Annotated in this window: 20 protein-coding genes; 7 read left to right on the top strand and 13 right to left on the bottom strand. The window is 66.0% G+C overall.

Annotated elements, in window-relative coordinates:
- Positions 1–49: 49 nt before the first annotated feature.
- On the bottom strand, positions 50–838 hold the full coding sequence (locus tag RVX_RS02805) for a type III pantothenate kinase (RefSeq protein ID WP_116307780.1): 789 nt from the start codon (positions 836–838) through the stop codon (positions 50–52).
- 471 nt (positions 839–1,309) lie between these two features.
- Between RVX_RS02805 and RVX_RS02800 the strand changes: the two genes are divergently transcribed.
- Entirely contained in the window at positions 1,310–1,615 is a 306-nt protein-coding gene (locus RVX_RS02800; RefSeq protein ID WP_116307779.1) for a hypothetical protein, read from the top strand.
- Positions 1,616–1,867: 252 nt separating this feature from the next.
- Here RVX_RS02800 and RVX_RS02795 read toward each other — a convergent pair whose 3' ends face one another.
- On the bottom strand, positions 1,868–2,500 hold the full coding sequence (locus tag RVX_RS02795; protein WP_116307778.1) for a tetratricopeptide repeat protein: 633 nt from the start codon (positions 2,498–2,500) through the stop codon (positions 1,868–1,870).
- A gap of 99 nt (positions 2,501–2,599) precedes the next feature.
- Between RVX_RS02795 and RVX_RS02790 the strand changes: the two genes are divergently transcribed.
- From RVX_RS02790 to RVX_RS02765, 6 genes are all read left to right on the top strand, one after another.
- Positions 2,600–2,794 (top strand): ferredoxin, encoded by a 195-nt coding sequence (locus RVX_RS02790; protein ID WP_012612933.1) that lies wholly within the window; start codon positions 2,600–2,602, stop codon positions 2,792–2,794.
- Positions 2,795–3,143: 349 nt separating this feature from the next.
- Positions 3,144–3,422, top strand: coding sequence for a DUF2325 domain-containing protein (locus RVX_RS02785; protein ID WP_116307777.1), 279 nt, complete (start codon positions 3,144–3,146; stop codon positions 3,420–3,422).
- Positions 3,423–3,633: 211 nt separating this feature from the next.
- Positions 3,634–3,960, top strand: coding sequence for a tetratricopeptide repeat protein (locus RVX_RS02780; RefSeq protein WP_043609158.1), 327 nt, complete (start codon positions 3,634–3,636; stop codon positions 3,958–3,960).
- A 398-nt stretch (positions 3,961–4,358) separates the two neighbouring features.
- Positions 4,359–4,823 (top strand): chemotaxis protein CheX, encoded by a 465-nt coding sequence (locus RVX_RS02775; protein ID WP_116307776.1) that lies wholly within the window; start codon positions 4,359–4,361, stop codon positions 4,821–4,823.
- A gap of 600 nt (positions 4,824–5,423) precedes the next feature.
- Positions 5,424–6,140, top strand: a complete 717-nt coding sequence (locus tag RVX_RS02770) for a radical SAM protein (RefSeq protein WP_116307775.1) — start codon at positions 5,424–5,426, stop codon at positions 6,138–6,140.
- Positions 6,040–8,085 carry a ribonucleoside triphosphate reductase gene (locus RVX_RS02765; RefSeq protein WP_116307774.1) on the top strand — a complete coding sequence of 682 codons (2,046 nt, stop codon included), beginning with the start codon at positions 6,040–6,042 and terminating at the stop codon, positions 8,083–8,085. Before RVX_RS02770 ends, RVX_RS02765 begins: the two co-directional genes overlap by 101 nt.
- 248 nt (positions 8,086–8,333) lie before the next feature.
- Here the strand turns inward: RVX_RS02765 and RVX_RS02760 are convergent, their stop codons facing one another.
- From RVX_RS02760 to RVX_RS02710, 11 genes are read right to left on the bottom strand one after another with little or no spacing between them, the layout of a single operon-like run.
- Positions 8,334–8,696: a Mor transcription activator family protein gene (locus tag RVX_RS02760; RefSeq protein WP_420192318.1), complete on the bottom strand. Its 363-nt coding sequence runs from the start codon at positions 8,694–8,696 to the stop codon at positions 8,334–8,336.
- Positions 8,693–9,160, bottom strand: a complete 468-nt coding sequence (locus RVX_RS02755; RefSeq protein WP_420192319.1) for a gp16 family protein — start codon at positions 9,158–9,160, stop codon at positions 8,693–8,695. Before RVX_RS02755 ends, RVX_RS02760 begins: the two co-directional genes overlap by 4 nt.
- 13 nt (positions 9,161–9,173) lie before the next feature.
- A complete protein-coding gene (locus tag RVX_RS02750; RefSeq protein WP_420192320.1) occupies positions 9,174–9,779 on the bottom strand; it encodes a DUF3164 family protein in 606 nt (201 codons plus the stop codon).
- An 11-nt stretch (positions 9,780–9,790) separates the two neighbouring features.
- Positions 9,791–10,936 carry an AAA family ATPase gene (locus RVX_RS02745; protein WP_420192321.1) on the bottom strand — a complete coding sequence of 382 codons (1,146 nt, stop codon included), beginning with the start codon at positions 10,934–10,936 and terminating at the stop codon, positions 9,791–9,793.
- Entirely contained in the window at positions 10,937–12,700 is a 1,764-nt protein-coding gene (locus RVX_RS02740; protein WP_420192322.1) for a hypothetical protein, read from the bottom strand. It lies immediately after the preceding gene.
- An 11-nt stretch (positions 12,701–12,711) separates the two neighbouring features.
- Positions 12,712–13,749: a hypothetical protein gene (locus RVX_RS02735; RefSeq protein ID WP_420192323.1), complete on the bottom strand. Its 1,038-nt coding sequence runs from the start codon at positions 13,747–13,749 to the stop codon at positions 12,712–12,714.
- Positions 13,750–13,759: 10 nt separating this feature from the next.
- The gene (locus RVX_RS02730; RefSeq protein ID WP_420192324.1) at positions 13,760–14,086 is read right to left on the bottom strand and encodes a helix-turn-helix domain-containing protein; all 327 of its coding nucleotides are present in this window, start codon (positions 14,084–14,086) and stop codon (positions 13,760–13,762) included.
- Positions 14,083–14,484, bottom strand: a complete 402-nt coding sequence (locus RVX_RS02725; RefSeq protein ID WP_420192325.1) for a hypothetical protein — start codon at positions 14,482–14,484, stop codon at positions 14,083–14,085. The genes RVX_RS02730 and RVX_RS02725 overlap by 4 nt, the downstream gene beginning before the upstream one ends.
- 2 nt (positions 14,485–14,486) lie before the next feature.
- Entirely contained in the window at positions 14,487–15,305 is an 819-nt protein-coding gene (locus RVX_RS02720; RefSeq protein ID WP_420192326.1) for a DUF1937 family protein, read from the bottom strand.
- Complete coding sequence (locus RVX_RS02715; protein ID WP_420192327.1) at positions 15,292–15,492, bottom strand: hypothetical protein; 201 nt, start codon at positions 15,490–15,492, stop codon at positions 15,292–15,294. Before RVX_RS02715 ends, RVX_RS02720 begins: the two co-directional genes overlap by 14 nt.
- A 2-nt stretch (positions 15,493–15,494) precedes the next feature.
- The gene (locus tag RVX_RS02710; protein WP_420192328.1) at positions 15,495–15,929 is read right to left on the bottom strand and encodes a hypothetical protein; all 435 of its coding nucleotides are present in this window, start codon (positions 15,927–15,929) and stop codon (positions 15,495–15,497) included.

The following is a 15,929-nucleotide window of genomic DNA, read 5'->3' as shown; positions in this document are numbered from 1 at the left end:
CCGCGCCCGGCCCCGCCCCGGCCCGGAATGGAGGGGCGATGGCGTGGCCCTAGCGGGTGCCGCTTTCAAGATACAACAACCGCAGGCCTTCCAGCAGCAGGTCGGGCCTTACGTGGTCGAAACAGCGGCTCACCCGCGCGATGTCCCGGGCGAACCCGCCCGTGGCCACCACCTCGGTGGGGCCGGGCAGCACGTCGCCCAGGCGGGCCAGCACGCCCTCGGTCATGGCGGCGAAGCCGAAAATGAACCCGTGGTTCAGGCTGGTGGTGGTGGAACGGCCGATGACCGGCGTATCCTCCGCCACTTCCAGACTGATGCGCGGCAGCTTGGCCGTGCGCGACGACAACGCCCCGGCGGACGAAAGCACGCCGGGACATATCAAACCGCCAAGATACGCGCCGCCCTCCACGCAGTCAAACGTGGTGGCGGTGCCGAAATCCACGGAAACCAGCGACCGGGGGCCGGGGTACAGCCGCCGGGCGGCATAGGCGGCCACCAGCCGGTCGGCCCCCACCTCTGCCGGGCGCTCGTAGCGGTTTTCCAGCGGGATGGCCACGTCGCCGGGCGCGAACAGCAGCTTGCGGTACAGGTAGCGTTCGCAGGCGCGGCGGACCAGCGGATTGACGCTGGGCACCACCGAACTGGCCACGCAGGCCGAAATGTCGGCCGGACCAAGCCCGGCGTGGCGCAGCACCTCCAGCAGGCGCAGGCCGATGGAGTCGGCCGTCTGGCCGGGGTCGGTGGGCAGCACGTACGAGGTCAGCACCGCGCTTTCCACCGCGATGCCGATCTTGACGTTGGTGTTGCCGATGTCGAACAGCAGGAAATTCTGGGTCATGCCGCTTCCGGAAGGAACAGGGCGAGGGTGGCGCGCCCCGCCCCGGAACGCCCGGGGCCAGGGGCTGGCAAGGGCCTGCCCGCACGCGCCGGAGACAAGGAGGACGCACACGGGGCGCACATGGATGCAAGTGTAGCGCGTTCGGGCGGAAACGCAACCGTGGCGCGCCGCTTCGCCTACCCCAAAGCGGCCCGGACCGCAATCCCGGACAGCCGGATCACCGACACCGACGGACGACACGCACTGGCGACACCGACGGGGGGCAGGAACGGGCCGCAGGAACGGGCGGGGGACTAGGCGGGTGACTGGACGCGCGGCAGATGTGCGGGGCGGAGCGGGTGCGCCGCCGGACCGCGCGCGCCCTCATGCCCGAGGGTGGCGCACCCGTGCCGGAATCCCGACGCCATGGCCCGTTTGCACGGCCCTTGCAGAATGACGCGGGCAGACGGAAAAAACTTCCAGGAGGCCGCCATGACCACGGGGACCACGGGTATCACCACCCTTTCGCAGGATTCCTTCTCGCGCATCGACGCGCTGCTGACCCGCGCCCGCGAGACCACCGAAACCAAGCGCAGCGCGCTCGACACCGCCGGACAGGTCGGACAGGCCGGGCTGGCAGGACAGGCCGCGCAGGGCGTGCAGACCAGCGCCGTCGCCGTTCCCACCGCCGAGGCCGACCAGGCCTACAGCTCCGTGATGGACATGCTGTCCGCCCCGTCGAGCGACGCGCACCGCTCGCTGGACCCGGAGCGGGTGGCCCGCCTGCTGAACCTCTAGGCCGGGCTTCCGGCCGCAAGAAGGGTTTCGCTGCCCCTCGCGCCGCCACGCGGCGGTTGGTTGGCGACTGTCCAGCTACCGGAACTACCCGCCCGTGCCCACTCCTGACGGGCGCACGGGTTGGTGCAGCCCGCGCGCCAACGGCATGACGCCCTCATCCGCGAAAACTGTCTCGCGGATGAGGGCGTCATGCCGTGCGCAACCCGCGCCCGCCGGGTCGGCCTCCCGGGTGCCGTCCGGCCCTGCCGCGCCTCAGGCCGGGTCGGGTTCGCCCTTGCTGCGGGCCAGCGCCGTGTCGTGCACTCGCCTGGCCTGTTCCTTGTCCGGGTCCACTTCCATGGCCTTGCGCAGGTGGCGCAGAGCCCGCTTGGGCTCGCCCGCCTCCAGCATGGCCTTGCCCATCAACAGGAACAGGCGGTGTTCGTTACGATAGTGGCCCATGGCCTCGGTGAACGCCTCGTCGGCCTCGGCCACCTTCTTGTGCTCCAGCAGCCGCCTGCCGTGCAGCAGCAGCTTGTCGAGCTGCTGCTTGCGGGCGATGGCCTGCTCGTAGGACTCCTGCTCCTGCTCGTCGCGCATGGAGCGCAGGATGCGGGCCAGGGTGCCCAGCAATTGTTTTTCGGCCCCCTTCTCGAAGACCAGGCCGCGCGGCGAAATGGCCGCGGCGCGGGCCTTCACGTCCTCGTCGCGCGAAAGCAACTGCACCATCTCGCGCAGCGCGCCGTGCAGTTCCGTCAGGTCGCGCCCTACGATGCCGCCGTCCGCAATGCCCTGCACGCCGGCTGCGGTGGCCGCAAGTGCGCGCGGCACGTCGTGCCGATGGAAATATGCCTTGGCTCGCGCCAGAAATTCGCGCGTCTGGCGCGCGTCGCCTTTGGGTGACACCGGGTTGCCTCCGCCGCGAGGGACGCCGCGCCCCCCGCCCGTTGTGCTCGACGCTACGGCCATGCTATACCATGTGGCAAACAGCCCAAGGAGGCCACCATGGCGAAATACCTGTACCTCGATCAGGACGAATGCATGGCGTGCGAATCGTGCGTCGAACTTTGCCCCGAGGCGTTCAGAATGTCCAGCGCGGGCGAATACGCCGAGGTCATCGACCCGAACACCACCGCGGAGTGCGTGGAAGACGCCATCTCCACCTGCCCGGTGGAATGTATCGAATGGCGTGAGGAATAGCCCCGCGCCTCCCTCCCCTGCCCCTTTTCCGCCTAGCGCCCGGGCCGCCCCTTCTTGCCGGAACGGGCGGCCCGCATGCGTTCGACCTGACACGAGTAATCGCGGGCAGCGCCGTTCGCCCGCCCTCGCCGTTCCCTCGCCACGCCACCGTGCGGCCCCGCACGCCACAGACTGTTCGCGTCGCCATTCCAGACGCTCCTTTTTCCGCCCTGCAGCACCCCTGGAAAGCTGAACAACACCCCCGCCCCCGTGGCCATGTGCACCAAACATCACACCGCATCATTGACAATGAAAATCGTTTTCATTAAACAGGACGAAACGACGCGAGACTCGTCGGAAGGAGCCTCCCATGTGCGCAGCACTGATCGGCGGAATGGACAGACTGAAGCGCGACTACATCAATGCCGCCCTTGCCAGCGGCGTGGACCTGAAGGTGTTCACCGGCAAGGAAAACCGCATCGCCGACAAGCTCGGCCAGGCGGACCTGGTCATCGTGTTCACCAACAAGATATCCCACGCCGCCAAGCGCGAGGTGGTGCAGCACGCCAAGGCCAACAGCATTCCCGTGCAGATGCTGCACAGTTGCGGCGTTTCCACCCTGCGCCAGGCGCTGGAGCCCGCCAACTAGATTTCGGCACGACGAGGCGCCGCTGGCGACCCCCGGCCCACCCCGCGAAGCACAGGGATGCGACCCGCCCGGCGCATCCCGGCCGGGGATCGCGGCGGCGCCCCCGTGACGGATCAGCGTACCCCGATACATACAGACTAGCGTGATGCGCGGCAAAATACAGGCACGCAGGCCGCGCATCACGCCATCTGACCACTACGAGGATACGACCATGTGCGCAGCAAGCCGCATCGGCGCATTGAACAGGCAGGGCATGCAGGCCCTTTCGGAAGGCAACCTCGCCAACGCGGACTTCCTGCTCTCGCAGGCGTTGCGCCAGGCCATGTCCCTGGGACTGTCCGGCTTCGAGGCCAAGATCCGCAACAATCTCGGGCTGGTCTGCCGTCTGCGCGGCCGCACCGAAGAAGCCGTGGCCCATTTTTCCGCCGCGCTGGCCCATCTGGAGGCCAAGGTAGGCACCGGGCACCGCGTCTATGCCACCATTGAGGGCAACCTGAACGCCGCCCGCACCGAAGCTGGCGCACGAGCCCCGCAGTAGATCCGGGGGCGCATGTCGCGCCCCTCTGCTCCCCCGTCGCGTCCGACCGCACCCGACCGCACCCGGCCCGTGCGGCTGACTCACCAGCTTCCGGGCTGGCCCGGCACGCCTTGGCGCATCCACTCGGCAGCACATGCCGCATTGCGCCACTCTGGCCGCGCGCGCGCTGCCCCTTCAGCATCGCTGCGATGCATTTCACGCACATGCGATGCACCCACCGCGCGCCACGCTACAGCCCGCCCACCTACCTTGCGGCACCCGCCGCGTTTTCCGGCTTTTGCCGTGAATCTCATGCCTTGGCACTGGACGGCCCCCGGCCGTTTCCAGTAGTCTGTGCAATGCGCCGCCACCGCACACCACGCTGCGCGGGGCGCGCCCTACCGCCAAGGAGCCATACCATGAGCACCGGCATCGAAGTCGCAAAGCCCTTCATCGCGGCCACCATCAACGTGTTGTCCACCATGGCGGGCATCACCCCCACGGCTGGCGTGCCGTACGTGAAGAAGAACAACGTGGCCAAGGGCGACGTGTCTGCCGTCATCGGCATCACCGGGCACAAGAACGGCACCATCTCGGTGACCTTCACCAAGAAGTGCGCCATTGCCCTGGTCAAGGCCATGCTGGGCGACGACATCCAGGACATCGTGCAGGACATCAAGGACGCCGTGGGCGAGGTCACCAACATGATCTCCGGCCAGGCCCGCGCGGGCCTTGCCGAAATGGGCATGACCTTCCAGGGGGCCACCCCCTCGGTGATCATGGGGGATGGACACACCATCAGCCACGTCACCAAGGCGCCCATCATCGCCATCCCCTTCGGCACCCCGCACGGAGATTTTACCGTGGAGTTCTGCTTCGAATAGTTCGCCGGTCCTGCCTTACAGGGCCTTACAGGGCCTTACAGGGCGGACAGCGTCGAACAGGACCGGACAGGGGGCCAGGCCACGGCCACGTGCGGGAACGCACGGCAGCTTTCCACAGCCAGCCTGTCCACACCGCATCCCCCTTGCTGTGCACAGCGCCGCCGCACTCCGGCGGCGCACGTTTTTTCACAGCACGCCTTCAACAAACCATCCACCTATAATCACACCCCTTCTTCACGGGCGACAGCGGCTCGACAGGGGATGCCGGACCATCCGCGCGCCACATGCGGAACGTGCGGCGCGCAGACTGTGGAAAGACAAAAATGTCGGCTCGCAGACAGCGACGCAAAGGTCCAAAACCGGGAAAAAATAGCCCGGTATTCCACCCCCTAACGGGTTAAGGACTGGCTTTTCCAAAACACCCCACTATACAAAAAAATAGGGGTGCAGTAGGCTTCGGACCGAACTAACCCGATGGGTTAAATTTTTCCTAGACACTTTCATGATGGCCCGAAACGCCCGCGCACGCCGCAATCGCGTCATCATGAAGGCCATTCATGTTCACGGGCACTCGCCGCCCGGACAAGGATACTTCCCGTCATGTCCTCCGCATGGAACCACGTGCATGGCTTCGAGCGCCTGAGCCTCTGCGACTGGCCCGGCTACAGCAGTTGCGTCGTCTTTCTGGGCGGCTGCAACATGCGCTGCCCCACCTGCCACAACTGGCAGCTGGCCTGGCATGCCGACACCCTGCCCGTGCTTTCGCGCGCCGCCATCGAAGCGTACATCGAAGCCCGCCGCCACTGGCTGGACGGCGTGGTCGTGACCGGGGGGGAAGCGACCATGGTCGAGGGCTTCGCCGACATGCTCCGCGATCTGCGCCGCTTCGGCCTGCCCGTGAAGGTGGACAGCAACGGCCTGCGCCCCGACGTGGTGGAACTGCTGCTGCGCGACGGCCTGGCCGACGCCTTCTCCATCGATGTCAAGGGGCCCTTCGCCCTCTACCCGCGCCTGTCCGGCGGGACCACCAGCCCGGACGAGGCCCGCGCCGCGCTTTCGCGCATCTTTGCGCTGGCCCAGGCGCAACCCGACGCGTTCATGTTTCGCCTCACCCGCGTTCCCGTGCTTTCCGATGACGACGTGGAAGCGGCCCGCCGCCAGCTTCCCGCCGGATTCGACCTGAAGATACAGGATTACGTGCCCCCCCGGAGGAAGCATGCCGAAGCAGATTCTGAAACGCGACGGACGGCTGGAGACGTGGTCCACGGACCGCATCGCGGAAGCCATCCTGAAGGCCCTGAAAGCAAACGGCATTAAGGACCCGCTGCTCTCCAAGCGCATCGCCCACAGGGTGGAGCTGAAGCTCGCGGACTGCGAGATTCCCGAGCAGGAACAGGTGCAGGACACCGTGGAACAGGTGCTGATGGAATCGCGCCTGTACGCCGTGGCCAAGCGGTACATCATCTACCGCGAAACGCGCCGCACCCTGCGCGAGCAGAAGGCCGCCTTCCTCGACATTTCCGAGACCATCGACAACTACCTCACCAAAGCCGACTGGCGCGTGAACGAGAACGCCAACATGACGCACTCGTTCCAGGGCCTGATGCTGCACCTTTCCGGCACCCTGCAGGCCAAGTACGCGCTGGAGAAGTACCCGGAAGAAGTGCGCCAGGCCCACGACCACGGCTACTTCCACATCCACGACCTGTCCTTTGGCCTTGCGGGCTACTGCGCCGGCTGGAGCCTGCGCGACCTGTTGCTGGAAGGGTTCAACCTGGAAAACCGGTCCAGCGCCGGGCCCGCCAAGCATCTGGACACCGCCATGGGCCAGATGATCAATTTTCTCGGCACGTTGCAGAACGAATGGGCGGGAGCCCAGGCCTTCAACAACGTGGACACCTACCTCGCCCCCTTCGTGCGCAACGACGGCCTGACCTACAAGCAGGTGCGCCAGGCCATGCAGAAGTTCGTGTTCAACCTGAACACAACCTCGCGCTGGGGCGGCCAGAGCCCGTTCACCAACCTGACCTTCGACCTGGTGCCGCCCAAGCACATCGCCACCGAGCCCATCATCATCGGCGGCGAATACAAGGATTCCGTCTACGGCGAATACGCGCCGGAAATGGAGATGCTGAACCGCGCCTTCCTGGAAGTGATGCTGGACGGCGACTTCCACGGCCGCATCTTCTCCTTTCCCATTCCCACGTACAACGTCACCAAGGACTTTCCGTGGGATTCGGAGATCGGCGACCTGCTGCTGAAGCTTACCGCCAAGTACGGTGCGCCCTACTTCCAGAACTTCATCAATTCCAACCTCAACCCCGAAGACGTGCGCTCCATGTGCTGCCGGTTGCAGATGGACCTGCGGCAGTTGCGCAACAAGGTGGGGGGGCTGTTCGGCGCGGGCGACCTGACCGGGTCCATCGGGGTGGTCACCCTGAACCTGCCCAAGCTGGCCTACCTTGCCCAGGGCGAAGAGGACTTTCTGGACATGGTGACCGAATACGCGGAGCTGGCCCGCGATTCGCTGGAATTCAAGCGCAAGCTGGTCACCGCCAACCTTGAGCGCGGCATGTTCCCGTGGTCGCGCCGGTACCTCAAGAACGGCTTTGCCGGGCACTTTTCCACCATCGGGCTGGTGGGCGGCCACGAGGCCTGCCAGAACCTGCTGGGCAAGGGCATCGAAACCGAGGCGGGCGTGCGGCTGATGCAGCGCACCCTGAACCACCTGCGCAACCTGACCGCGCGCTTTCAGGAAGAAACCGGCACCCTGTACAATCTGGAAGCCACCCCCGCCGAGGGCACCAGCTACCGCCTGGCCAAGATCGACAAGTCGCTCTATTCCGAAATCAAGGCCTCCGGCAACGGCACCCCGTACTACACCAACTCCACCGCCCTGCCCGTGGGCATGACCGAAGACGTGTTCGCCGCGCTGGATCACCAGAACAAGCTGCAACCGCTGTACACCGGCGGCTCGGTGTTCCACACCTACCTCGGCGAATCCGTGGCCGACACCAAGGCCCTGAAGAAGTTCATCATCAAGGCCTTTACCCAGACGCGCCTGCCGTACCTTTCCGTCACCCCCACCTTTTCGGTGTGCAAGGACCACGGCTACCTGCAAGGCGAAAAGCATGAATGCCCCGACTGCGGCCAGGCCACGGAAGTGTACACCCGCATCGTGGGCTACTACCGCCCCGTGTCCCAGTGGAACAAGGGCAAGCAGGTCGAATACGACGACCGCGTCTGCTACAACGGGTTTTAAAGACAGGTTCAAGCCAACCCTGGTTCAGACTGTTGGCAAATCCACATTCTTGCGGGGGAGGGTGACGACGTGTGAGATAACTAGGGCAGTGGGTGTGATATAACCGGGATGAGTCGGGACCATCCGGGACATATCGGGACGAGACGCATGGAATATGCTTCCGCATCGCGGAATAACGAAGGGGGCCGAAAGCCCCCTATCGTTTTGGGCCGATGAGGCCCATTCCTGCACGGTCTGGCGTGGTCCTGTCAACTCGACATCGGCAGGCGGAGTTGCGGCATGCGGCGCTTGGTGCGTTCGTCAGCCACGATGGAGTACACGCGGGCGACAGACAGTCGGTACTTCTTGGCCAGGTCGTGGACGTTGTCGCCGGTGAACTCGTTGTACAGGCGGGCGTTGCGGCGCGCGGAGTCCATCGGGATGTAGACGTTCTGGCCGCCCCACTCTTCGGCCAGGCGGTCAGCGATGACGCGCCCAAGGTCCTTGGGAAGACCGGCCAAGTCTTTGCGTTCCAGCAGGCCACGGATGCGCAATTCCCGCTGGGTAGTGGCCTCCACGGTATCCTCTACGTCCTTCAGGAGTTCGCAACCGCGTTGGGTGAACCTGCTCATGCTGCCTCCTCGGCGATGGCCGCGATCTTCGCCCTGGCGGCCTCGTCTTCCACGCGGTCGCCCCATGCCTTGAGGGTTTCAATGACCGCCTGAAGCTGCTTGGGCGTGCACCACTCCATCTTCTCCGCACCGGTGATCCGCTTCACGTAGGTCAGTAGCGCCCGTTCGCTCTTGTTGCGGACCACGCCTGCTGCGTGGAGTTCCAGCCACAGCGCGCGAATCTTGCTGGCCTGCGGCGAGTAGTCGGTCACGTCGGGCTTGGACACGCTGAACCCGGACCGCTTCATTGCGTACATGACCGCCAGCAGTTCGCCGCGCCGCATGCCCTTGGTGGATTCCTTGCCCGTGGCGGCGCGCAGCATGGCCCGGTATGTGTCATCGTCCAGCCCGAGCTGGCGCTTGCCGACGTGGATCACCTTGATCAGTCCGGCGTTGGCGTCGGTGCTCTTGGTTTGTCTGGCCATGCTGCGCTCCTCCCTAGACCGCCGCGATATCCAGCGGGATGTTGTCGTATCCGCCCGCGTCGTTGCGCTGGTAGACCCGCACGTATGCCTTGGTGCCGGTGATCTGGATGGAATCGCCGATGGCCTGCATGGCCTGCGCCCAGCGCTCGTCGGTGATGTCGAGACGGCGCAAGGCCAGGATGGCACCCGTGTTGAGCCTGCCCGTCTTGTCCATTCGGAATGCCTGATTGATGATGGCCCGAAGTTCGGTACGGCTGTCGGAGGTCCATTCGCGCAGGCAGTCATCGATCAGGGCTTTTGCCGCCTGAAGGCGCTCGTCAAAGGTGATGTGCTCGGCAACGGACCGCAGGATTTTGAACCTGCCGTCGAACGAGGTCAGCGTGACGTTGCCCTTGTTGCCGCCCAGCTTGGCCCCGTACTGCTCGCAGGACATTTCCACGAACGCGCCGACATCATCCATGATCTCGGCCTTGAGCTTCGCCAAGTCCGCGCGCATGGCCTGCACCTTGGCGACCTTTTCCATGACCAGCCTGTGGCGCTCGAAATCGATTTCCTTCACCTGTTCCCTGGGCACCATGTGGCCCTGGGCGTTCTCCATGAACCCGTCCATCGCGTTCATCGTCCCTCTCCTTATATGCTGTTGATGACGTCGGCGGTCACGCGGGCCTCGCCGATGTGCGCGGCCATATTGATGGATGCGACCAGCGCGTTGTTGACGGCCAGCGGGTAAACCAGCGACACGGCGCGCCCGCCCTTGCTGCGCGGGCCGGACAGCTTGTCGGCCAGCGCCTTCAGGGCGTCGTCAGCGATGACCTTCGACATATCCACGCCTGCGCGCTGGAACTTATGGGCCACATAGGCGGGCAAGTCGTTGCCCAGCGGGTTGATGTCCACCACCTCGCAGCGCTGCACCACCTCGCGCACGGTGCTGTCCGCCTCGCCGAGCTTGGTGCGCAGTTCCGTCTGGCCGATGAGGATCACGGACAGCAGCTTGGTGAACCCGTCTTCCAGTTCCAGAAACCGCTTCAGGTGCTTCAGCGTTGCGTGCGACAGCGAGTGAGCCTCCTCAATGATCATGCAGTGGCGCTGGCCAGCACGGGCGCTGTCGCGGAGCACCTGATGGACCTGCCGGAACCGGGCCTCCGGGCTGCTCATGCACTTGGCGTGCGGGGCCACGCTGTACAGGATGGATTCCGCAAGGTGGATGGACTTCAGCGCCTTGCCCTGCTTGTCGTTGTCCTCGCTGGCCAGCACGTAGGGCTGGATCAGCACGATGGGCAGGCCGTCCGCCTGGACCCGGTTTTCGAGGTCTTTCCGGAGCGTACTCTTGCCGCTGCCGGATTCGCCGATGACGGCCAGCAGGCCACCATGGCGCGCGGTACTGAGCATGGTTTCGCGCACGTAGCGCAAGTCGCCGGACAGCCACACGTCTTCGGGGCCATTCAGGTCATCTGAAAACGGATTGCTAACCAGCGAGAACTGCCGCTTTGCCTGGGGGGTCAAGGTCTGCTTGCGCATCAGCATGGTGTCATCCTCCATTGATTCGGTGCCGGGCTTGCCCGGCTTGGTTTCGTTCAGGGCCGCAAGGGCCGCCGCCTTGCTCGCGCCGTTATCCGTCAGGCAGTCCAGCAGCCGGGCCTTCACGCCTTCGGTGTCGCGGCGGGGCCACACGCCCCGCGTGACGATGGCCGAGAGCGCGGCAGGGCTGATGCCCACCGCGTCGGCCACTGCGCGCTGGGGCTGTCCCAATCCTTCCAGCAGTTGCTTCAGCCGCATCTACATCCCTCCTGCGGCAACCAGGCGCAGCGGCGCGGGGGCTGCCGCCGGGGCCGGGGTTGCGAAACGGGCCGCGATGTCTTCCAGCGCGTCCTGCGGTACCCCGTCGGGGTAACGCTGGCGCAACCAGGCCATGGCATCCGGCCCCCACTTTTCGCCCACCATGGCGCGCAGCTGCTTGGCAGCTTCGACGTGGGACAGGGGCGCGACCTCGCGGCGGGCAGCGTCCACGTCCAGCGCCGTGCCCCGGCGCGGGATGTAGGTGGGCGCGTCCTGCGTGTCGGCCAGCATGTCGAGGTGCGCATAGGCAGGGGTGCGGGACTTGGCGGCCTTGTCGGCATCGGCCAGCGTGTCGGCCGCGTAGGCCTCGCGCTTGATGTCCTTGAGCAACGTGTCGGTGCGGGTATCCGGCAGAGCCGCGTACCCTTCGCCAATCACCTGTGCGTCCACCCTGAAGCCCGCCGCGTCGCGCTGGATGGGTTCCACCGTGGTGACGATTTCCGAGCCGTCCGCCTTGGTGACGATCACGTCCACCGCCGGGGCGCGGTACGGGTTGACCGCCACCTTGACCGTCTGCCCCACCACGATGCCATCCACGTAGCGCACGTCGTAGTCGCGCGACTTCTGGCCCTTGATGGCGTGGCTTACGGTCATCTTTGGCGTCACCTTCACCTCGCGCGGCTCGGTGGCCACGAGGTCGCGCAGCATTTCCTCTGACGGGGCAACCCGCAGTTGTTCCTGGCGGATTGCCAGCCACGCTTCGTTGCGGGTGCGTCCGTGCCGCCCGTGAATGGCGTTGGCGTTGTAGTGGATGCGCCACCGTTCGGCGGCGGCGTTGAGGGCGTCGAGGTCGGCGATCTGCATGCACGACAGCCGCCCCTCGAACTGCGTTTCAATGAGGTTCTGCGCCTGCTCCACCTGTCCCTTGGCGCGCGGGTTGCCCGCCATGTGCGTTAGGTGTTGGATGCCCAGCGAACGCAGCCAGCGCGTAACCAGGCCGGAGCAGTTGCCCGCACCTTTGTCGGACAGCAGAACCAAGGGCACGCCGTGCATGGGGTCGTGCGGCCCTCGGTACACCATGGCCCGTATCAGGGTATCCAACACGGACATGGCGTCTTCGCTGCCCAGCACGTACCGGAAGAACAGCGCTCCGCTGTTATGGTCGGCGATCACGATGCGCCACACCCTGTCGCGCTCGGCTTTCTCCAGGTTGGCAGGCTTGTTCTTGTAAAGCGCCTTGTCATCCACCACGCGGACCTTGCCGCGCGGCAGGTAGAAAACCACGCACAGCGATGCGTCTATGGCCCACACGTGGTTGGGGTGCAGGCTACGCAACTCTTGCGCGGGGTTGCCGCGTTCCAGTTGATCCGGATGGCACCCATGCAGGCGCATGGCGCGGGCCACCGTGGTGGGGTTGGGCATGGCGATCTCTCCTGTTTTCGGGTTGACCACCCCGTAGCCGTTGCCGCCAAGGATGTCGCAGGCCCCGGTGATGGTCATGGTCCGCTTGCCGTGCGCGCGGGTAGCCACCTTGACCAGACCCGCGACATCGCGGGCCAGTTCCTCTGGCACGCTGATGCGCCCCCGGTCGGCGCGGGTCTTGCGCCCGCTTTCCCAGCCCACCGCGCGCAGCTGGCGATAGACCGTCTGCACGCTGCACCGCAGCGCCTTGCTGGCGGCGTCCACCAGCGCACCGCTCTCGGCGGGGGTTGCGTGCAGCTTGGCCTTCAGGCGCATGAGGTATTCGAGGCGCGGCGCGTCCATGTCCATCCCCCCTATTCGGCGCTGTCGTCGCCCGTCGCGTCACCGCGCTTACCGTCCACGTCGCCCTGCCACTTGGGGTACACGACCTGCCGGAAATCCACGTCGATGCTGTTTTCGTGCAGCAGATCGGCCAGCCGGAGGCACACGTTGCTCCATGCCTCGTGCATGTAGGCGCACGTGGCCGCGTTGGCTTCGCGGTTTTCCAGCACCGCCCTTGCGACGGCGAAGCCCTGCACCGCCGCGCCCATGAAACCGTGCAGCGCCGCGTCCAGTTCCTTGCGGGCGCTCGCTTCGCGCTCCATTTCCAGCACCACCCGTTGGTCCGGGGGCAGGCTGGTGAGCTTGGCAAGCTCCGTCTGCGCCTCGTCCAACGCCTTGTTCTTGGTGGCCAACACCTTGTCGCGGGCGGCAAGGTCTGCGGCCAGGTCTTCCTTTTCCTTGCGGACGGTGGCGTTGCGGGCGGCGAGGTCTTCCAGAAGGTCTTTCAGCGCTTCGGGATCGTTTGACCGCACCTCTTCGCCCTCGATGACCAGTTGGCGCGTGTCTTCGGGCAGCGCCCGCAGTTGGCGCAGTTGGCGATAGCCGAGGCCCAGGCGCTGGGAGGCTTCCAGAAACTCCTCGCCGAATATGGCAAGGTTCTGAAGGTCTTCCTTCGCCTTGGACACGCTGATTCCCAAAACGGCGCACACGTCCTCGAAACTGGTCATTTCCACCAGTTCGCCCTTAGGCGTCACGGCCTTCTGTCCCCGGTATGCCTTGGATTCTTTAAGCTCGGCGAGGAACTTCAGGCGGGCGAGGCCGGTAAACTGGTGCATGTAGTCGAACGCACGCAGTCGGCCCATGATGTCGGACACCTCCACCTGCTGCGCGGTGACAGCCTCGGCCAGCGTGGTGGCCACCGTGCGGGTGGCTTCGATGGATGCGGTGACCGCGCCGGGAAGGTCGGGCAGCGGCTCCACCGGGGTGGTTGCCGTGGACGGGCGGCCGCGCCGGGCGCTGGGGGCTGCTGCGTCGTTGAGGGCGTCGGTCATGGATTCGGGCGTCATCATGTCGTGCTCCTTATTGGTTGCCGCCGAGGGCGAGCGCACCGGCCACGATGCGCTGATTCAGTTCGGAAATGCGGAGCGTGGTGCGCTCCACGTGGTTCGAGTAGGCTTGGGCGATCTGCAACGGCTTGGCCGACAGGGACCACCGGCCGCTTTCCAGACGCTGCACCCAGCCGATGTCGGCCAGCACGGCGAGGTCGCGCGAAATGGTGGGGGGCGGCGCGCCCAGGGCGTCGGCCAGTTCCTTGTTGGACAAGCCGTCCAGCACGCGCCCGGCAAGGATTTCCACGATGCGCAGGCAGCGCCGGGTGGCGGCGTTGGCGGTGGTTTGCGTGGTCATTGGCGCACCCTCCGCGTCCTTGACGTGGGCTGCGCCACCTCGATCAGGCGGGTGGCGGCCAGCGCGTCTCGCTGGCGCAGGGCCTTGTCCCGCTGCCGGGTGACCGTGGACAGGTCGGCTTCCAGGGTGGCGACGGCCTCGCGCAGCAGGTCCAGTTCCGCCAGCAGGGCCGCGTCGGCTTCCGGTTGCGGCGCGGCGCTTTTCGCGGGCGTACCCCATGCCAGGGCCACCAACTCGGAGGCGGGCGTCCATATCTGCTTGCCGTCGCGGTAGATGCCCACGTATCCGCTGCGGTTGGGCTTGAGCGCCCGCCCGCGTGGGCCGGTGACCGTGCCGTCCTGCGTCACCTGGTAGCCGTCAAACCCAGGAATGGGGGCGAGGTGGAGAGGTTCGCTCATGGCTACCACCACCGCGCCTTGCCAGCGGCTTCAAGCCGGTACTGGCCATCATCCGTGGGTGCCAGCCGCCACAACGGCATGCCGATCTTGTGGGCGTGGTCGGCTTCTTTCGCGATGCCGACAGACTGTTCCCATCCGGGCGTTTGCAGGATGGCCATGGAGGCGCAGGCTTCCAGCATGGCAAGGCACGTGTCCTGCCACGCCTGCCAATCACCATCCACGCCCATGACGGCCATGGGATGGCCCATGGAAATGGGCGAGAGCACCATGTGCCCCTGCTGGCGCAACCACACGGCGGCGCGGGTGGCGTCCAGCCAGCGCTGCTGGCGGATGGCCGGATCGTCGTGCGTGTAGGGTGCCGCGAGATAGAAGGCCACGCGCAGGCCGCTGGATTCCACGCCGGGGGAGAGGAAGTGCACCTTGCCCTCGGCGATGGCGGATTCGTCGATGATCTTTTCGTGGGACCGCCCACAGCAGGGGCAGTGCCAGTCGCAGTTTAGGACCACCTTGCCACTGCTGCTGTACCCCGTGACGCGCGTGCGAATCTGCATGACGGCGTTGTCCGGTACCGCGTCGTGCGCGTTGCCGCCGTACTGGTGGCGGGGCACGTCCAGAACGCGGACGAACGAACCTACGTAGTCCTTTTTGAAGCGGGGCGGCTCGACCACCTCCCACGCGCGGACATCCGCAGGGCGGACGGGGTTCCAATCCTTGCCAAGGGCAGCGGCCAGCCTGTCGCGCTCGGCCTGTTCGCGGGCTTCGCGGTCGGCCCTGTATTTTTCCATGTGCTCGTCGTGGCCGTAGGGGCTAGGCGTTTCCATGGCGGCCTCCCATGCCCGGCAGGGTCGGCTGGCGACGCCCGGTCAGCTGTTCGAGTTGGGCGTCCACAAGCCGCTCCGCCGTGCGTGCTGCGTCCAGGTCGGAAAGGTCGCGGGTGCGGAAGTAGGTGCGCTGCAACTGGCGCATGCGGTCCACGTCGGCGATGAAGGTCTTGATGTCGGCGGCCATGGCTAGGCCCCCTGTTCCTTGCGGGCGCGATCAAAGGCCCCGTCCAGCAGCTTGCCCGCCTCGCGCAGCGCAAGGGCCACGCCGTCGGTCATGGTGTCCGCGTAGACGCGAATGACCCAAGAGCAGCAGCCTGTCCCATAGGATTCGACCTCGCCATCCGCGTCGAACGCGATGTCCTCGGGGATGCCAAGGTGGAAGGTCAGCAGCAGGCCGGAACGGCTGCCGATGATGATGTCGGGCAGAAGACTGGTGGACACCCCCTCGGCCAGTTCCGGCAGGGCGAACAGGCTGCAAAGCTCTTCCGGCTCCTGCTCATGGCAGAGGTCCACCAGCGCTTCCGGGGCGTTCTGGAACAGCCCCAAGGGCAACGCCTCCCGCAGTTCAAGGTCGGCGTCGTACATGATCTCCGTCAGTTCATCACAGAGGCTCATTTCCAT

This window comes from Nitratidesulfovibrio sp. HK-II, from assembly GCF_003402415.2.
GTDB lineage: Bacteria > Desulfobacterota > Desulfovibrionia > Desulfovibrionales > Desulfovibrionaceae > Cupidesulfovibrio.
This window is presented reverse-complemented; position numbering and strand designations above follow the sequence as displayed.